Below are 18,958 nucleotides of genomic sequence, written 5' to 3' on the forward strand. Positions count from 1 at the left end.
GGATACCGACATGACGACCCAGACTTTGCCGATATATCAGATTGATGCCTTTACTGATCTTTTGTTTGCAGGAAATCCGGCAGCAGTTGTGCCATTGACCCAATGGTTGCCTGATGACGTGCTGCAAAAAATTGCCATGGAAAACAATTTGTCTGAAACGGCGTTCTTTGTTCCCTGTGACAATGATGGTGACGCCGATTTTCACATTCGCTGGTTCACGCCAACCGTGGAAGTGCCGCTATGTGGGCATGCGACCCTTGCCAGTGCATTTGTCATCTTCAATCATCTGGGTTTCCAGAGAGATTTGGTGAAGTTGCAAAGCCAAAGCGGTATTTTGACCGCGGGACGGGACGGGGACGCAATTGTTCTGAACTTCCCCAGGCAGCCAATCACTGCACAGGCAATTTCAGACGAGGTTCTGACTGCACTGGGCGGCGTAAAGCCGGTCGAGGCATATGTGGTTGCAAGCAGGGATACAGATATTGTTGCAGTATATGACGATGCCGCAGCTGTGCGTGGCATGAAACCCGACATGTCGGTGTTGGGCAGGCTTACAGGCCGTGGTGTGATTGTCACAGCACCCGGGGATAAAACCGGACTTGATATGGTGTCGCGCTTCTTCGTTCCGGCGATAGGGATTAACGAAGATCCGGTCACCGGTTATATGCATTGTGTGGTTGCACCATATTGGGCAGGCAGGCTTGGTCAGGCGGAAGTGGTTGGTTATCAGGCATCGGCACGCGGTGGCGTGGTTGTCTGCAAGATTGATGGTGATCGTGTCCATCTTAAGGGCGAAGCGGTTCTGTATCTCAAGGGTGAAATCGTCATCCCGGCCTGAGGGCAGGGCACTTTTTATCTTCATCGTGACAAACGGGCAGCTTGATCGTTGCCCGTTTTTTTCTTGTGCAACAGGCCCCTGAAATTGCTGTTTTTCAATGAAATGCTTCTACCGATTAATCCGCATTGCGCCTGTCCGATGCCGTTTTTTTATTGACCGGCCTATGGGGCTTTCGTCTAAGTAAAGGCAAAATACGATGAATGCGGACCGGGCACATGGCGTTGAAGCTATGCCTTAAACCGCAAGGATGCTGGTTTTACAGGGGTAGATTTATCGTGATCGAAAGTGTTGTCGCCAGTTCTGCGACGTCGATGCAGATGTGGGTGGTCCTTGCACTTGTTGCGGGGTCGCTGGTTCTGTATGGGCTTGAGCGCATTTCGCTCGAACTGACCAGCATGGCGCTGATTGCAACCCTGTTGCTGTTCTTTGAATTCTTCCCGCTTCTGGATGCAGACGGTCACAACATGATGGGGGCCGATACCATCATGTCGGGCTTTGCCAATCCGGCTTTGCTGACTGTTCTGTCGTTACTTGTTGTCGGGCAGGGCATGGTTCTGACCGGTGGTGTTAGCTATATCGCCGGTCTGATTACTGAACATGGCGGGAAAAACGCGTCCGTTGCAATTTTCATCGGCCTGTTTGTTGTGATGCTGATGTCGGCATTTCTCAACAATACCCCGGTTGTTGTTATCTTTATCCCGATTATTCAAGCTCTTGCAGAGCGTATTGAGCGTTCGCCGAGCGCGTTGATGATCCCGCTATCCTATGCGGCGATCCTTGGCGGGATGACAACCTTGATTGGTTCTTCTACCAACCTTCTGGTGTCGAGTTCGCTGATTGAACTGGGGATGCCGGGGCTTGAGTTCTTCGAATTCACGGCGATTGGTAGTGTGCTTGCGATCAGCGGCTTTATCTATGTCCTGTTTGTCGCTCCAAGACTTTTGCCTGCCCTTGCATCCATGCGCAGCAAGCTCACCAATCCCGATAGCAGTGGCAAACAGTTCATCGCCCAGATCACGGTGGGACCGGCGTCGCAGATGATCGGAACCCGTCCTGTTGCCGGATTTTTCAAGAATCTTCCAAACATCACCATTCAGATGATCGTTCGTCGTGAACATGCTGAATTACCGCCATTTGAAAGCGACATGGAAATTCAGGCCGGTGACGTTCTGGTAGTTGCGGCCACGCGCAAGGCATTGACCGAGGCACTTCAAAAAGACCCTGGTCTCTTGCATGCCGATGCTGCGGCGGTTAACAGTGACGGCGAAGAAACCCCGCAAAAGGCAACACAGCTTCTTGCCGAGGTTATGTTGCCGCCGGGCTCGCGTCTGATCGGTTTTAACCTTGAACAGATCGGTTTCCGGTATCAGTACAAATGCCTTGTTCTGGGCATTCAACGTCGTTCGCGCATGATCCGAACACAAATGACCGAAATCCGGCTTGAGGCTGGTGACGTGCTTTTGGTGCAGGGGCGTTCCGAAGATGTTGAAGCACTTCGAACCATTCGCGATGTGGTGCTGCTGGAATGGTCAACGCGTACATTGCCCCGTCCGTTCCATGCCCGTCGTGCGGCGACCATTTTCCTTGGCGTCATTGCGCTGGCGGCAACCGGTGTTGTACCGATTGTGGTTTCGAGCTTCATCGGTGCGGGTTTGATGATCGCATCGGGCGCGCTTAACTTGCGCCAGGCATCGCGTGCAATTGATCGAAAAATTGTGCTTCTGGTTGCTGCTGCACTGGCACTTGGCAATGCCCTGCAACTGACCGGTGGTGCGGAATTCGTTGCCGATCAGCTTTTGACTGCGACGCGCGGGGCGCCAGCACCTGTGATCCTGTCGATGTTCTTCCTGATCGTGGCGGCCTTTACCAACGTTCTGTCAAACAATGCCTGCGCTGTATTGTTCACGCCGATCGGAATCGGAATGGCGCAGCAGCTTGGCGTGCCTCCGCACATCTTTGCGATTGCGGTGGTGATGGCGGCAAACTGTTCGTTTGCATCGCCAGTTGGCTACCAGACCAACCTGCTTGTCATGGGGCCGGGGCACTATCGGTTCGTTGACTTCCTGAAGGCTGGAACGCCGCTGATCATTGTGCTTTGGATTGTTTTTAGCCTGTTTGCGCCCTGGTATTACGATATCCCGTTCTAGGGGCCGCATTGCGCCAAACCATTAGCGACCCTCATACACGGGCCAGCCATGCAAAATTGGCTGGCTTGTTTGTGTCGAAGGCGTTTGACTTTTGCCTTTGTCTCAATAGGATCAGCCCCCTAATTTGATCCGGAATGATCCACGCGGATTGTTCCAGCTGCTCAGGAATATGCCGATGGCCCAGAATGCCGAGAATACCGCTTTCGCAAAGCCCGCACTTCGTCCAGCAAGCCCGCATTTTTCGTCGGGTCCGTGCAAGAAACGCCCGGGCTGGTCTGCATCTGCACTCGAAACGGAAATTCTTGGTCGTTCCCATCGTTCCAAACTGGGCAAACAGCGCCTTGAAGAGGTTATCGACCGTTCGCGCGCGATCCTGAATTTGCCTGATGATTATCTTTTGGGTGTGGTTCCGGCGTCTGATACCGGTGCTGTTGAAATGACGCTTTGGTCGATGCTTGGTGCGCGTGGTGTTGATATGCTGGCTTGGGAAAGCTTTGGTGCGACCTGGGTCAGTGACGTTATCAAGCAGCTGAAACTCGAAGATGTTCGCACCCTTGAAGCGGATTACGGCAAGTTGCCCGATCTTGGTGCTGTCGATTTTGACCGTGACGTTGTCTTTACCTGGAACGGTACGACGGCAGGCGTGCGTGTGCCCAATGGCGACTGGATTGCCGATGAACGCAAAGGTCTGACGATCTGCGATGCGACCTCCGCGATCTTTGCGATGGAACTACCATGGGACAAGCTCGACGTTGTAACCTATAGCTGGCAGAAAGTGCTGGGCGGCGAGGGCGGTCACGGTGTGATAATTCTGAGCCCGCGTGCGGTTGCGCGTCTGGAAAGCCATGAGCCTGCATGGCCGATGCCCAAAATCTTCCGCATGACCAAGGGCGGCAAGTTGATTGACGGTATTTTCCGTGGCGAAACCATCAATACACCCTCGATGCTGGTGGTTGAAGATGCGATTGACGCCCTGAAATGGGCCGAAGACATCGGCGGCCTAGAAGGCCTTTTGGCTCGAACCCGGGAAAATCGTGCGCATCTTGATGCTTGGCTGGCGACAAGTGGCTGGGCCGCTGATCTTGCAGAAGATCCGGCAACGGCGTCGAACACGTCGATGTGCATCAAGATTGTCGATCCTTGGGCGCTTTCGCTTTCGGCGGATCAGCAGGCTGCATTGCCCAAAAAGATATCGCAGCTTCTTGAAGCAGAAAATGTTGCACTTGATATCAATGGCTATCGCGACGCGCCGGCTGGACTGAGAATTTGGGGCGGCGCGACGGTCGAACCAAGTGATATCAAGGCACTTTTGCCTTGGCTTGACTGGGCGTATTCGGTGGTAAAAGCCGAATTTAACGCTGGCTAACGGATATTTCGTACGTATTATTTGCGTTTTTGGGGTTTTCCCCGTTGCTCTGTCCGGCACAACGCGGTAGTAACCGCTACCGGATAGTGAGCCCTGAGTAAAACTCGGGACGTTATCGAGCCTAATTGAATTTGCGCGCCTCGTCCGGGAAAGCACACAATATGACCGAACTCGCCAGGAAAGCACTTTTGCCCGCCGGCCTGCAGGATGTCCTGCCAGGAACCGCCGCACGGGAAGCCGAAATCCGCGAAAAGCTGATGGCCAGTCTGGCACATGCAGGCTATGACCGGGTAAAGACCCCGCTGGTCGAGTTTGAGGAAAGCCTGCTTGAAGGTGCGGCGCCTGAACTTGCTACCCAGACTTTCCGTCTTATGGATCCTGAATCTAGCCGCATGATGGGTGTGCGTTCCGACATGACCCCGCAGGTCGGTCGAATTGCAGCAACCCGTCTTGGCGATGCACCACGTCCGCTGCGTCTGTCCTATTCGGGCGATGTCTTGCGGATCAAAGGATCTCATCTGCGCCCGGAACGTCAGTTCGCCCAGGTTGGTGCGGAACTGATCGGTGTTTCAAGTGCGGCTGCAGATACCGAGATTGTTCTTCTTGCACTTGAAGCGCTTGAAAGCATCGGTCTTGCAGATGTTTCGGTCGATCTTAATCTTCCGACACTTCCTGTTCGTCTGTTTGATGCATTCGGTGTGTCGCGTGATGATCGCGAAGCCCTGACCGAAGCACTTGAGCGCCGGGATGTTGCCGCCCTTCGTGCGCTTGATGGCAAGGTGACCGACGTTCTTGTCGCCTTGCTCGAAGCAGCCGGTCCGGCAATCACAGCACTGCCAAAGCTTAAAAAGCTTGAATTGCCACTGGGTGCATCCGAAGAGCTGTATCGCCTGATAGATGTGGCAGAGCGCGTGCTGGCATCTGACCTTGATGCTGCCCTTACCATTGATCCCGTCGAAATGGCCGGTTTCCGATATCAGACAGGTGTCAGCTTCACGCTGTTTGCCCGCAATGTGCGCGGCGAGATCGGTCGCGGAGGCCGTTATCGCGCGGGCGGCGCATCTGGCGAGGCCGCAACCGGGATGTCGCTTTATATGGACAGTATTCTGCGCGGTCTTCCTGATGCAGAACCGCTTTCGCGTGTTTATCTGCCGCTTGGTACGCCACAGCGTGAAGCGCGTCAGCTGCGTGCAGAAGGTCATTACACCGTTGCCGCCCTTGAAGGGGCCGCCGAAGCAAAAACAGAAGATGCCGCGCGGATCGAAGCGCGCCGTATGGGCTGTGACTTTATTTACCTTGGCGGCCAGGTCGTGCCGCTCAACGCCTAATCGAACGAAATTTTTATCGCGCAAGGAGTTTTGCGATGACCAATGTTGCCGTGATCGGTTCCCAGTGGGGGGACGAAGGTAAAGGCAAGATCGTCGACTGGCTGTCCGAACGGGCAGACGTCGTTGTGCGTTTTCAGGGTGGTCATAACGCCGGTCATACTTTGGTGATCGACGGTGTTACCTACAAGCTGAGCCTGTTGCCGTCGGGTATTGTTCGCCAGAACAAGCTGTCGGTAATCGGCAACGGTGTTGTTGTTGATCCCTGGGCACTGCTTGCGGAAATTGCGCGCCTGAAAGAGCAGGGCGTCGACATTACCCCGGACAACCTGCGTCTGGCGGAAAATGCCTGCCTGATCCTGCCGCTGCATGGCAACCTTGATCGCGCACGTGAAGCTGCTGCATCGGGTGACAACAAGATCGGCACCACCGGCCGTGGTATCGGTCCGGCATATGAAGACCGTGTTGGTCGTCGTGCAATCCGTGTTGGTGATCTTGCTGATGTTGACCTGCTGGAAGCAAAGGTTGAAAACCTGCTGACCCACCATAATGCGCTTCTGCGTGGTCTTGGTCAGCCGGAAGTCGATGGCGCAGAACTGCTCGCGCAGCTCAAGGAAATTGCACCGAAAATCCTGCCGTTCTCTGACACCGTCTGGAAATCGCTGAACCAGTTCAAAGAAGCTGGCAAGCGCATCCTGTTCGAAGGTGCGCAGGGCACGATGCTTGATATCGACCACGGCACGTATCCGTTCGTGACCTCGTCGAACACTGTATCGGGTCAGGCTGCTGCCGGTTCTGGCATGGGCCCGTCGGGGGTCGGTTATGTTCTTGGTATCACCAAGGCCTATACCACCCGCGTTGGCGAAGGTCCGTTCCCGTCCGAACTGTTTGACGCAGATGGCGACCGCCTTGGTGAGCGTGGTCATGAATTCGGTGTTGTTACCGGTCGCAAGCGTCGTTGCGGCTGGTTCGATGCTGCTCTTGTCCGCCAGTCGGTCAAGGTTAACGGTATCACCGGTATTGCACTGACCAAGCTTGACGTTCTTGATGGCTTTGATGAAATCAAGATCTGCACCGGGTATGACATTGATGGCAAGATCTATGATCATCTTCCGGCAAACCAGCGTCTGCAGGCAAAAGCAAAGCCGGTTTATGAAACCATTGAAGGCTGGTCTGAAACGACCATGGGTGCGCGCAGCTGGGCCGATCTTCCGGCCGCTGCGATCAAATATGTGCGCCGTGTCGAAGAACTGATCGAAGCGCCGGTTGCGCTGCTTTCAACCAGTCCTGAGCGTGACGACACCATTCTGGTTCACGACCCGTTCAGTGCCTGATTGCCAATTTGTGCTCTGCACTGCAAAGCCACCAGTTCCGACTGGTGGCTTTTTTCGTTTTGTCTGAATGCCTTGGCTGTGAACAGGCTTGCGTGGCAGGTGCATAACAACTTGCCCCTATGCGATATCAGAAGTATCGTTTTATCAACCTTTTAAAGGTAGCGTACTGAAGGACGCGTCAGGAAGACCGTAATTCAGGATATACGCGCCCCTATAAATGATAACTCGTAAAGAAATATCGGGATCATGGCAGAGCAAGCAGAAGACCAGGAACAGGAAGTTTCGGACGGTACTTCACAAGCTCCGGTGATGGATGCACCGGGCGGGGGGACATCTGCGCCCGCTGATCAGGATGACGTCACGGAAGACATTCTGGAGATCTCCACTGGCGGCAAAAGTGTCGAGATCGGAAACTTCAGGATATTCCTTGATCTTCGCATGCCTGAATTCGATATGGGACATTGCAAGGCCTATTCCGCGGATAACCTGCGTCGGGATGAAGGCAGTGCCTTTGCGGTTGTCACCGATCCGGTTTTGCCAACGCGTCATGATCACATCCAGTTTCTGACCGGTATGCACATGGCAGGTCAGATTGATCTGATTGACCATGAAATCGCCTACTGGCCGCCGTTCGGGCGCAACACAATGGTTTTGTTCTACGAAAAACCATCTGGTGGTCGTGTTGTTCTTGGCGAAGGCAAAAAGCCGATCATTGACGAACACGATATTTCAACAGTTGTCGTCGAACCGATCATCGGTGTCTTGCAGGCATTTGCAGATAAGGGACTTGCCCATCGTAATATCCGGGCGGGTAACCTGTTTTTTGGTGATCCGTTACGCCAAAAGGTTGTTCTGGGGGACTGTTGTGCGGCTCCACCAGGTTATTCGCAGCCTTTGGTATATGAAACCACGGCACGCATGAGTGCCGATATTGCAGGGCGTGGTGCTGGCACCCCAGCTGATGATCTGTATGCGCTTGGTGTGACACTCGCGGAGCTCGGCATTGGCCACAGACCGCTGAGCAAGCTGAGCGATCAGGAAATTATGGATCTCAAGCTTTCAAAGGGATCGTTCCAAGCGATTGCCTCCCAGGAAAGGTTGCCTCTTATCCTGATTGAGCCGGTGCGCGGGTTGCTGTGCGATGATGCAGAAGAGCGTTGGGGCTTCAATGAGCTTAATGCATGGCTTGACGGGCGACGTACCAAGCCGGTTCAGTCCAATACCGAAAAGCGTGCGGCGCGTTCACAAAACCTTTCAGGCCGGGATTACTATACCGTTCGTGCCCTTGCACAAGGCATGGCAAAAAACTGGGTCAGTGCGCTGGCACCATTGCGTGAAGGTACAATTGAAATCTGGCTAAGGCGTGGTCTTGGCGACAATGACCGTGCAAAGGCACTGGCCGATGCAATGCGCCAGTTGCAATGGGCCGGTGCCGACAAACGTTCTGCCGAGGATGTTCTCGTCGCACGTGCCATTTTGATCATGGATCATGAAGGGCCGGTCCGGTTCAAGGGATTTTCGGCCATGATTGACGGGGTCGGCTACATGCTGTCCTATGATGTTCAGCATGGTCGCGGACCGCAACGTTTTGCTGATGTGATTGTTCGCGATATTCCGTCCTACTGGTTCGGTCGACAGGAAGGCTATAGCTCGGAAGTTCAGAAGCTCCAGCAGCTCTATAAGAACCTGCGCTACTACATTCAGCAACAAAGTGCCGGTTACGGGTATGAGCGTTGCCTTTACACGCTGGTACGCAATCAGCATTGTCTGAGCCCGTTGATCGAACAGGATTATGTTGTCGAGATTTCGCAACTTCTACCTGCTTTGGAAAAGGCCGCAGAAAATGCGTCCGAGGATACCTGGCCGGTTGATCGTCACATTGCTGCTTTTATCGCAACGCGCCTTGAAGATGATATTGAAGGCCAGTTGATGGCAATGCAAAACCCGTCTGACGAGGTGGAGTATAGCCGGGCAATTATCAGCATGCTGGCTATTGTTCAGTGGCGTCACGGACCAGACAACCTGCAAAACCTGTCGCACTGGGTTGCACGTTTGATGGAACCGGCCATCAAGGTCTTCCATAGCAAGGCGCGCCGTGAACGGGTTGAAACCGAAATCCCGAAACTGGCAAAGCGCGGTAATCTGGTTGAGCTTTACAATCTGATCAATGACGAGCAGGAGCGCCGCAAGGATCAGTCCGAGTTTGTCGAGGCCGTTGCCGAATATTCCGAGGCGGAAAGCGAGGTCTTTGATCTCGAATCGTCTGGCCCGGCACGTCTGGAGCTCGCCGAAAAAGTCGGGCAACAGGCAGCTGCCTTTGCGTCGACCATGATTGCGTTGCTGACGGTATCAGCGCTGTTTCTGATCCATATCTTTTAGGGGGCCGACATGGCAAGAGGTAGAGGCCCTAAAAAGGGGCGCAGCGCATTTTCCGGATTGTCGGTTGTTGCTTCGGCGGTGCTGTTATTTATCGTCGCACTCCCGACCTTTATCACCCTGGTTGTCGGGTTGTTGCCGTCGATGGTTGCTTTCATTTTTGATCGCAGCCCGGGACGGACCATGGCACGCTGTGTCTTTGGTCTGAATTTTTCGGGTGTTGCACCCTATATCCTTGAGCTTTGGCTTGTCCCTGCCCAAACCGTTGGTGGTGCGACCCAGCAAATCTTTCAGCCATTGGCCCTGTCAATTATGTATGGCGCCGCCGGGCTTGGCTGGCTGCTGTATTTGGCAATGCCGCCAATTGTTGCGAATGTCCTGAACCTCTCAGCCCAGCGTCGGGTAGGGGAGCTGCGTAAAAAACAGCGCACTCTGATCAAGACATGGGGGGACAGTTTGATTAAGGAAGTGGATCGATCCGGCAACTGATCCCACTACTTTCTGTCTCAAAAATTCCTGAACAGAACAAAAGAACGGCGGACTTTATGTCCGCCGTAGTTTGTTGCAAGGGGGGGGAATATAAGCAGACTATTCCTGCAATTTGATTAGTGCGGCAGATCGCTATGGATCGATTTACGGACTTTTTCAAAGGCCCGAACTTCGATTTGCCGGATGCGTTCGCGTGAAATACCGTAAGCAACGCTAAGATTTTCCAGTGTTACCGGGCTTTCAAGCAGGCGGCGCTGTGTCAGGATGTCACGTTCGCGGTCATTGAGATGTGACATCGCGCTCTTGAGCATATTCATGCGCTGAAGGAATTCTTCGCGTTTGCCAAAAAGCGTTTCCTGGTCTTCATCTTCGCTTTCGATCCAGTCCATCCATTCGCCATCACCGTCAATCCGGACAGGCGCATTAAGCGAATGATCCGGACCGGCAAGGCGGCGGTTCATCATGATCACGTCGTCTTCGGAAACATTCAGCTTGGTCGCGATGAGCTCGACCTGTTCAGGCAACAGATCCCCTTCATCAATGGCCTGCATCTGGCTTTTGAGTTTGCGAAGGTTAAAGAACAGCTTCTTCTGTGCTGCTGTGGTGCCCATTTTCACAAGTGACCAGGAATGAAGGATATATTCCTGAATTGCTGCGCGGATCCACCACATGGCGTAGGTTGCAAGACGGAAACCCTTATCAGGGTCGAAACGTTTGACGGATTGAAGCAGGCCGACATTGCCTTCGGAAATCAGTTCATTCAAAGGCAAGCCATAGCCGCGATAGCTCATGGCGATCTTGGCAACCAGCCGAAGGTGGCTGGTGATCAGTTTTTCCGCCGACTTGTCGCATTCCTTGTCACGGAAATTACAGGCGTACGTCGTTTCCTGTTCCGGGGTAAGCATCGGGTAACGGCGGATACGCTGTAGATATACTGTCAGACCATCCTGAGAGATTACTGGAAGAGCATTTCCCTGTTTCATTGAAGCCTCCCGTTATGCTTCGTAATGGTGCTGTTATCCCCTAGCACCATCTGAAGCTTATACGGGGGTATTAGATGTCGTCAATGACTTTTCGACCATAAAGGTTAGGTCAACCTACCCCATGGGATAGGTTTAGGCTTTCAATGAGGTCTTTCAGGTCGTCTGGCAAGGGGGCGGTTGTAGAAATATATTTACCGGTACGGGGGTGGACAAAGCCAAGTGTTCTGGCGTGTAGAGCCTGTTTGTTGAATGCGTTCAGTAATTCTTGCGTCTTGAAGTTGCACTTCTGTGAATTTTTATTCCTGCCATAGACCGGATCACAAACAAGTGAGTGACCGATATGGGTCATATGAACCCTGATTTGGTGCGTCCGACCGGTTGCGAGGCGGCACTCAACCAGAGATGCTAACGAGTCGTCACGAATCTCGAGGGTTTTGTAATGAGTTAGTGCGTATTTTCCCGCATTTTTAAGAACGGCCATCTTCTTACGGTTGCGCGGGCTGCGCCCGATATTGCCTTCTATATCGCCTTCCAGTGGTTTTGGAACGCCCCACACTACGGCAAGATATGCTCGATCAATATTCTCCTTGTCTTCGGAAAACAGGGTCGAGAGGGCTCTGTGGGCCATATCATTTTTGGCAACGACCATTGCGCCGCTGGTGTCCTTGTCCAGGCGATGAACGATACCCGGCCGCTTCACGCCCCCAATTCCTGACAGACTGTCACCACAATGGGCCAGCAACGCGTTCACAAGTGTTCCGCTTTCATTACCCGCAGCCGGATGTACAACCATGCCAGCCGGCTTGTTGATCACCAAAAGGTCATCATCCTCATATAGAATGTCGAGTTTGATATCCTCGGCAACCGGCTCTGCAGCCTCGGCGGGCGGAATAACAAGGCTGAAAACATCACCCTGTTTGACCTTTGCTGACATTTTGCGTGCGACAGTGCCGTTCAGACTAAGATGGCCGTTCTCGATCAATGACTTGATGCGCGAACGCGACTGTTCGGGCCATGCGGTTGCCAGCACCTTGTCAAGGCGGGCTCCTTCGTCATCGGCGGTCGCGATATAGCTGAGTTCTTCTGGCATCTGGTCACAATCGGTCATGTGTCTGAATGTTATTGTATGGGGGATATGCTTTGAAACTGGTTAAGCCGTCTTCAGCGCAGCTTGTAGCCGTTTTGTGCGCGATTGCAACGAAATGCAAGAAATCGGATCAGACAGACAAACGACAATAAATACCTGTTGTGCCCAAACAGGACCGGCGTGCGCAAGTGATGTTGTTACCTTGCATTTATCCTTACTTGTCGCTATGGCCTTGAAAAGTGTTTTGCGTGATTGGGTCCATTATCCGATCATACTATTTTCCAACAGGTTGGGCGGTTGAAAGACGATGCGTGTAGTTAAGGCCTTGGTGTTGTTTATGGGCGTGCTGATCGTGATCGGCATCGGGCTTGTTGCATATGGCTTGTCGCTTGATAAAAACGCCAAGGACGAAAACGTGTCGAATGTCATGCCAGCCCCGGTCGTCCCGATCGCGGGTGAGAATGCAGCAGAAGGCATTCAAACGCTGTCTGTGACGTCGATCCCCGCATTTGGTGATATCAAGATAAAGATTGAACCGGGTGAGCTTCTGGTGGGCTATAGCGTGCAGAGCACGCAGGCGATTTTGCAGATCGAAGACCCGAATGGAATGGGGGCTCGTCTTGTTGTCGTTTCGCTGACAGACAAAAAAGTAATCGGGCGTATCCTGCTGGAGCCGGACGCTCAATAAGCGGTGTGAAGGTCGCCAAACAGGGCAGGGCGAGTAATGGAAGATCAGGGAAATTCCGATGATATCGCAACTGTATTCATTTCATCCGCCCTGCATGACGAAATCTGCGATCTTGCCGCCCGGTGCTGGCCTGAGGAATGTTGCGGTCTTTTGATCGCTTCAAATCAAAGCCCCACTCACATCCGTCGTATTGTTCCGGCGCGCAATATTGCGACAGAGCCACGCAAAACCTTTGAAATTGATCCCCAGACCCTGATTGATACCTATCGTGCCGTGCGGGGCCGTGACGAGGCTGTTGTCGGCTGTTTCCATTCCCATCCCAACGGCAATGTTCTGCCATCGACCACAGATCGCGCTCGCGCTGATGTGCATGGTTTTCTTTGGCTGATCATCGCTACCGATCAAAGCGGTGTCTTGCAATCTGGAATGTACCGCGCGCAACACCAGTCACCTGCACAGATTAATGGTGGTGAAACCATCCGCTATTTTCGCCGTTGTCAGGTCATCCAATCGGCAACGGCTTAACGGATCGTCTTAATTGGCCGGTGAATGAGACAGGGCGGTGATGACCTGTTGTCTTTTGATCGTGCCGATCAGCTTGTCATTGCGATCCAGAACCCTGATCGCCTGATCACTCGCCAGTGCCATTGGCAGTATGTCGTCAAGGACCGTATCAGAACGCACCACTTGGCTTGTATCCGCCTGTTCGCCTGAAATCGTGCCGGTTGTGGGTTCCATAATGCTTTTGGCACGAAGAACCTTTCCGCGGTTTACATCGCGCGTGAAGGCCTGAACGTAGTCATCAGCGGGGTCAAGGATGATTTCTTCTGGGCGCCCAATCTGAACAAGCTTGCCGTCCTTGAGGATTGCGATCCGATCCCCGATCCTCAGTGCCTCGTCGAGATCATGGGTGATAAAGACGATGGTTTTGTGAAGCTCCGCCTGAAGCTTCATCAACTCTTCCTGCATGTCTGAGCGGATCAGCGGATCAAGGGCCGAAAATGCCTCGTCCATCAGAAGAACTTCCGGGTCGGTGGCAAGGGCACGGGCAAGGCCGACGCGTTGCTGCATGCCGCCGGAAAGCTGATCGGGAAACTTGTTTTCGTAGCCTGCAAGCCCGACCCGTTCGATCCATTTGCGTGCAATGTCTTCGCGGGTCTTGCGATCTGTGCCCTGAATTTCCAGACCATAAGCCACATTATCCATCACGTTACGATGGGGCAGAAGGCCGAACCGCTGGAATACCATGCCAAGACGCTTGCGTCTAAAGGCATTCAGGGTCGGGATATCCATTGCCAGAATATTTTCTCCGCCAAAGGAAATTTCGCCAGCAGTCGGGTCAATCAGGCGGTTCAGGTGCCGGATTAGGGTCGATTTTCCCGATCCCGAAAGACCCATGATGACAAAGGTTTCCCCCTGTTCGATTGACAGGGATACGTCATCCAGACCAACTGTGTGTCCGGTTCTGACAAGGATTTCCTCCTTGTCTGATCCCGATTTTGCCAGTTCAAGTGCAGCTTGCGGGTTTGGTCCGAAAATTTTGAAAATATTGCGTATTTCAATGTAGCTCATCACGCATCCTCCGCACTGGAGGTGCGCTGGGATCGCTTGCCATAGGCCTGTCCGATCCGGTCAAAAACAACCGCCAGAAGGACGATGGCAATACCGGCTTCCATGCCGGCGCCAACATCAAGGCGCTGAATGCCCATCAGGACCTGTTCACCCAGACCGCGTGCACCAATCATTGAGGCAATTACAACCATCGAGATCGACATCATCGTCGTCTGGTTAATTCCGGCCATGATATTGGGAAGCGCAAGGGGAAGCTGGACGTTAAACAGGATCTGTTTGCGGCTTGCACCGAATGACCGGGATGCTTCAAGAACTTCCGGATCGACAAGGCGAATGCCCAGATCGGTCAGGCGAATAACGGGGGGGGCTGCATAAATAACGGTTGCCAGAATGGCCGGAACCTTGCCCAGTCCAAACAGCATCAAGGCAGGGATCAGATACACAAAACTTGGCATCGTTTGCATGGTATCAAGGATCGGTAACATGATCGCGCGCAGACGATTTGACATCGCCATTGCAATCCCGACCGGAACCCCGATAATGACAGAAAGGGATGTGGCCACAATCATCAGCGCGAGTGTTTGCATTGCCTTGTCCCAAAGGCCCAGTGTCCCAATGACAAACATTGCAACCACCAAGCCAAGGACAAGCTTCCAGTTCCGGCTTGCATGCCAGGTGATGGCAGCAATGGCAATCAGCACCAGCCACCAGGGCGCACCGCGCAATACCTGTTCCAGTGCGACCAGAACAGTTAACAGGCTGTCTGCAAAGGCCTCGAACGCGGCACCATAATTGATGACCAGCCAATCAACGAACTGATTGACCCACTTGCCCAAAGGCACATTCAACTGTTCTGGAAACATGGCGGTGAGGTGCCCGTTTTGCTCAAAAAATCAATGAGCCTCAAAGCCTAACAAGATCGTTCTTCTCATGCGACCGTAAATCGAAGGGTGCCTGACATCTCCTGACAGATTTTGGTTGGTCTTGGCACGAAAACACCCCGCAGAATTTCTTCTGCGGGGTGCGGTATTTGCCAATCTGAAACTGGTCAGATGTGCATACCGGAATTACTTCGCAGCAGCACGTGCTTCTTCGAGCCATTTGTCGAAGATTTCGCGATGGCCCTTGATCCATGCATCCGCATGACGGCCGATATCCTCGGCGGATTTTTCACCATCGCGCATGCGCAGGTTCTGGGCCGAGATGTCATTTGCGGAAACTTCCATGACTTCAAACAGTTTTGCAGCCGCCGGGTTGGCTTCTGCCCATGCCTTGTTGGCGATGATCTGCTGATTATTCACCTGGAAGCCGAAGTCCGAACCATCCGGCAGGGAAGTATCAGCGTCTTTACGCTCGCCCGGAAGCGACGAGAACGGAACCTGCAACCAGGTTACGTCTTTGCCCGGTACGAGAACGCCGGAAACCCAATACGGGGTCCAGGTGTAATAGAGGACCGACTCACCGGCTTTATAACGGGTGATGGTATCGGCGATAATGGCCGAATAGGAACCCTGATTATGGGTGACGGTGTCGCGCAGATCATAGGCATCAAGGTGATGCTCGATCACAGCTTCGCAGCCCCAGCCCGGGTTGCAACCCGAAAGGTCGGCTTTGCCGTCGCCGTTATTGTCAAACAGTTTGGCTATTTCCGGATCAGCAAGCTGGCTGACATTGGTGATGTTGTGTTCATCAGCCGTTTTCTTGTCGATCAGGTAACCCTGAAGCGCGCCCGGTGAATACACACCTTTGCGATAGATTTTGTCATCTCCACCAGCAGCCGTGAAGAAATCGGCATGTAGCGGGTTCCAGTGGTCTGCAAGGAAGGTCGCGTCACCATTACCAATTGCAACGTGACCGGCGGCATACTCGATTTCCTGGATTGGTTTGACGTCGTAGCCAAGTTCTTCAAGTGCCTTCATGACCAGCAGGGTCTGGAAGGTTTCTTCGGCGATCGAGCTTTTAAGCGGCTGTACTTCAACACCTTTGCCCGGCATGTGATGGTCGGCAAAGGCCGTGCCGGTCATCAGCATCGAGCCGGTAACAGCGATCACAGCGCCAGTTGTCAGTTTCTTGAGGATCGTCATGAGCTTCTCCTGGTTTTATGAGCCTGGGACAGTTTGTCTGTCCCTGTTCTCCAAACCGATGGAACCGGGAATGGTTCCATCAGCTATCTCGGGAATGGATGTTACTTTTTGCCAAGTACGGACCGGACGACGGCCGCAGGGCCGCTTTCGTACCAGTGGCGCGTACCCTTGGACCGCTGATCGCGACCCAGTGCCTGGGTCATCCGGTCAAGGACGATGGCAAGCAGGACGATGCCAATGCCGCCAATGGTCGCCAGCCCCATGTCCAGTCGGCCAATGCCACGCAGAACCATCTGGCCCAGACCGCCAACCGCGATCATGGAGGCAATCACCACCATCGAAAGAGCCAGCATCAGTGTCTGGTTCACACCAGCCATGATGGTTGGCATGGCCAGCGGAAGCTGAACACGAAACAGAAGCTGTTTGGGGCTGGCACCAAACGAACGGGCAGCCTCGACCAGATCGCCGGGGACCTGACGGATGCCAAGAATGGTCAGTCTGATCAGCGGGGGCAGGGCAAAGATAATGGTCACGACCACGCCCGGCACATTGCCAATGCCAAACAGCATGACAATCGGCACCAGATAGACAAAGGCCGGGGTCGTCTGCATTGCATCAAGGATCGGACGCACCGCATTGGATGCCCGTTCGTTACGCGCAAGCCAGATGCCGGTCGGAAGTCCGATGACAACGCAGAAAAATACAGATGTGATGACAAGTGAAAGGGTGACCATGGCTTCGGACCAGGCCCCGATCAAACCAACCACAATCATTGAAATCAGGGTTCCGATAGCCAGTCGACGGCCGGCAAGCTGCCACGCAATCAGGGCCATGATGAGAATGACAATGATCGCCGGTGTTGCTTGGAGGCCGGACTCAACGCCGGTCAGAACTGCATCAATCGGCCAGCGAATGGCCTGGAATACACCGCGGAAATGCGTAACGATCCATTCAAGACCGTCATTGACCCATCCATCAAGCGGGATCACGGCATCCTGAAATGGATGAAGGATATCGAAATGTTTTTCCGGGGCGGGGGCTGCATTGGACAGCCAGTCTGTTGACCCCGCCGCATCACTACCCGCACTGCCGCCCGGACCGCTTGCGGCTGAATCCGGGGTTGCCGGGGCCGCGCTTCCCCAAGGATTGCTGCCTGCTGTGGTTCCAGATGTTTCTGCGGAGCCGGTGTCAGTGGTCTGGCCCCAGGGATTGCTACTATCAGCCATTGGTGCCGTCTCCTTCCCGGTCAAGGGTCGCCAAAAGGTTGGCTTTCTTGATTACGCCCATATATTTCCCGTCTTCTCCGACAACCGGAACGCCGCATGGCGCGTGGGCTACAGTGCCGATCAGTTCGGAAAGCTGGGTGTCGTGCGACACAGGTTCGACATTCGGAAGGAAGGCGGCCGAGAGCTTGTCTGCACCGGACTTGATGGCTTCATCAAGGGTGTCGACGGAAATGATGCCGTGGAAATCAAGCTTGTCGCCAACAATATAGCCATACTCGCGGTCTTCGTTGCGCAGACGGTTAAGTGCGGTTTTAAGGCCGACACCTTCGCGTTCGATCACTGTTACCTGGCGCTTGGATGCGATGTCCTTGGCGCTCAGGATGGTTGATACATCAACGCCGCGGAAGAATGACTTGACGTAGTCATTGGCCGGATTGTTGAGGATTTCTTCGGGGCTTCCAACCTGAACAACGACCCCGCCTTCCATGATCGCGATGCGATCACCGATCCGCATGGCTTCATCAAGGTCATGCGAAATGAAGATGATTGTGCGTTTATGTTCGCGCTGAAGTGTAAGCAGCTCGTCCTGCATCTCGGTCCGGATTAGTGGATCAAGGGCAGAGAAAGCTTCATCCATAAGCATGACGGCGGGGTCATTGGCCAGTGCACGCGCAAGGCCTACGCGCTGCTGCATGCCGCCCGACAATTCATCCGGATAAGAATTTGCATGTGCCTTAAGCCCGACCTGATCAAGGGCTGTAAGGGCGCGCTTGTGCCGCTCTGCCTCATCGATTCCAGCGAGTTCAAGGCCGAAGGACGCATTGTCGATAACCGAAAGGTGAGGCATCAGGGCAAAAGACTGAAACACCATCGCCATGTCGCGACGACGCAAGGCGCGGAGTTCTTCGTCCGACATTGCTGCAATATCGACGCCATCATACAGAACCTGACCGGATGTCGGTTCGATCAAGCGGTTGAGCAAACGAACCAGCGTGGATTTGCCAGAACCTGAAAGACCCATCACAACAAAAATTTCACCCTCATGGACGGTGAAATTGGCGCCGCATACACCCACGGTCTGTCCGGTTCTGTCAAAAATTTCGTCTTTGTCGATACCGTCATTGATCATTTGCATGGCCTGATCAGGACGTTCGCCAAAGACTTTATAAAGGTCTTTTACAACGATTTTTTCGGTCATGAGTCCTTGTCGATTTTTGGCAATGAACATGCCTGACATCGCCAAAGGAAAAGCTTTGACGTAGCCGGATTGCTCATCGGTTTTTCATTGTGAGACCCGCAAAACGCTGGCGGTATTGCCGTCATTCGGGCGCAGGTTCCCCCAAGTCTCGTTATATTCGCCAAACAGATAGTTACAGTTCAAAACATTTGATGTCAAATGATAGTGACGTTAAGTTAGGCCAAATCAGCAAGTGTGGGAGCGAC

General features: G+C 53.5%; 16 protein-coding genes. 9 read left to right on the top strand and 7 right to left on the bottom strand.

Going from position 1 to position 18,958, the window contains the following annotated elements:
- Positions 1 to 10: 10 nt before the first annotated feature.
- The 7 genes from ACTU44_RS11435 (at position 11) to ACTU44_RS11465 (ending at position 9,875) form a co-directional block, all read left to right on the top strand.
- On the top strand, positions 11 to 838 hold the full coding sequence (locus tag ACTU44_RS11435) for a PhzF family phenazine biosynthesis protein (protein ID WP_462095435.1): 828 nt from the start codon (positions 11 to 13) through the stop codon (positions 836 to 838).
- 275 nt (positions 839 to 1,113) lie between these two features.
- A complete protein-coding gene (locus ACTU44_RS11440) occupies positions 1,114 to 2,985 on the top strand; it encodes an SLC13 family permease (protein WP_114097652.1) in 1,872 nt (623 codons plus the stop codon).
- 175 nt (positions 2,986 to 3,160) lie between these two features.
- Positions 3,161 to 4,351: a phosphoserine transaminase gene (locus ACTU44_RS11445; protein ID WP_462095436.1), complete on the top strand. Its 1,191-nt coding sequence runs from the start codon at positions 3,161 to 3,163 to the stop codon at positions 4,349 to 4,351.
- 161 nt (positions 4,352 to 4,512) lie between these two features.
- Entirely contained in the window at positions 4,513 to 5,679 is a 1,167-nt protein-coding gene (locus ACTU44_RS11450; RefSeq protein WP_462095437.1) for an ATP phosphoribosyltransferase regulatory subunit, read from the top strand.
- A 35-nt stretch (positions 5,680 to 5,714) separates the two neighbouring features.
- Positions 5,715 to 7,010, top strand: a complete 1,296-nt coding sequence (locus tag ACTU44_RS11455) for an adenylosuccinate synthase (RefSeq protein WP_336080725.1) — start codon at positions 5,715 to 5,717, stop codon at positions 7,008 to 7,010.
- Between the two features lie 246 nt (positions 7,011 to 7,256).
- Positions 7,257 to 9,389, top strand: coding sequence for a serine/threonine-protein kinase (locus tag ACTU44_RS11460; protein ID WP_336080726.1), 2,133 nt, complete (start codon positions 7,257 to 7,259; stop codon positions 9,387 to 9,389).
- A 9-nt stretch (positions 9,390 to 9,398) separates the two neighbouring features.
- Positions 9,399 to 9,875 carry a hypothetical protein gene (locus ACTU44_RS11465; protein ID WP_336080727.1) on the top strand — a complete coding sequence of 159 codons (477 nt, stop codon included), beginning with the start codon at positions 9,399 to 9,401 and terminating at the stop codon, positions 9,873 to 9,875.
- A 116-nt stretch (positions 9,876 to 9,991) separates the two neighbouring features.
- Here ACTU44_RS11465 and rpoH read toward each other — a convergent pair whose 3' ends face one another.
- Together rpoH and ACTU44_RS11475 are read right to left on the bottom strand one after the other, a co-directional pair.
- A complete protein-coding gene (rpoH, locus tag ACTU44_RS11470; RefSeq protein ID WP_114097657.1) occupies positions 9,992 to 10,858 on the bottom strand; it encodes an RNA polymerase sigma factor RpoH in 867 nt (288 codons plus the stop codon).
- 109 nt (positions 10,859 to 10,967) lie between these two features.
- On the bottom strand, positions 10,968 to 11,948 hold the full coding sequence (locus ACTU44_RS11475) for an RluA family pseudouridine synthase (RefSeq protein ID WP_462095438.1): 981 nt from the start codon (positions 11,946 to 11,948) through the stop codon (positions 10,968 to 10,970).
- Positions 11,949 to 12,252: 304 nt separating this feature from the next.
- On the opposite strand from ACTU44_RS11475, the gene ACTU44_RS11480 reads away from it, so the two are divergent.
- The gene (locus ACTU44_RS11480) at positions 12,253 to 12,633 is read left to right on the top strand and encodes a hypothetical protein (RefSeq protein ID WP_462095439.1); all 381 of its coding nucleotides are present in this window, start codon (positions 12,253 to 12,255) and stop codon (positions 12,631 to 12,633) included.
- Positions 12,634 to 12,669: 36 nt separating this feature from the next.
- A complete protein-coding gene (locus ACTU44_RS11485; RefSeq protein ID WP_462095440.1) occupies positions 12,670 to 13,158 on the top strand; it encodes a M67 family metallopeptidase in 489 nt (162 codons plus the stop codon).
- A gap of 9 nt (positions 13,159 to 13,167) precedes the next feature.
- Here the strand turns inward: ACTU44_RS11485 and ACTU44_RS11490 are convergent, their stop codons facing one another.
- The 5 genes from ACTU44_RS11490 to proV form a co-directional block, all read right to left on the bottom strand.
- Positions 13,168 to 14,205, bottom strand: coding sequence for a quaternary amine ABC transporter ATP-binding protein (locus tag ACTU44_RS11490; protein ID WP_462095441.1), 1,038 nt, complete (start codon positions 14,203 to 14,205; stop codon positions 13,168 to 13,170).
- On the bottom strand, positions 14,205 to 15,068 hold the full coding sequence (locus ACTU44_RS11495; protein ID WP_462095442.1) for an ABC transporter permease: 864 nt from the start codon (positions 15,066 to 15,068) through the stop codon (positions 14,205 to 14,207). Before ACTU44_RS11495 ends, ACTU44_RS11490 begins: the two co-directional genes overlap by 1 nt.
- A gap of 204 nt (positions 15,069 to 15,272) precedes the next feature.
- A complete protein-coding gene (gene proX / locus ACTU44_RS11500; RefSeq protein ID WP_462095443.1) occupies positions 15,273 to 16,289 on the bottom strand; it encodes a glycine betaine/L-proline ABC transporter substrate-binding protein ProX in 1,017 nt (338 codons plus the stop codon).
- Between the two features lie 101 nt (positions 16,290 to 16,390).
- A complete protein-coding gene (gene proW, locus ACTU44_RS11505; protein ID WP_462095444.1) occupies positions 16,391 to 17,515 on the bottom strand; it encodes a glycine betaine/L-proline ABC transporter permease ProW in 1,125 nt (374 codons plus the stop codon).
- Positions 17,508 to 18,713, bottom strand: a complete 1,206-nt coding sequence (gene proV / locus ACTU44_RS11510; protein ID WP_462095445.1) for a glycine betaine/L-proline ABC transporter ATP-binding protein ProV — start codon at positions 18,711 to 18,713, stop codon at positions 17,508 to 17,510. The genes proW and proV overlap by 8 nt, the downstream gene beginning before the upstream one ends.
- Positions 18,714 to 18,958 lie beyond the last annotated feature (245 nt).

The sequence above is a fragment of the Thalassospira sp. SM2505 genome, from assembly GCF_054901115.1.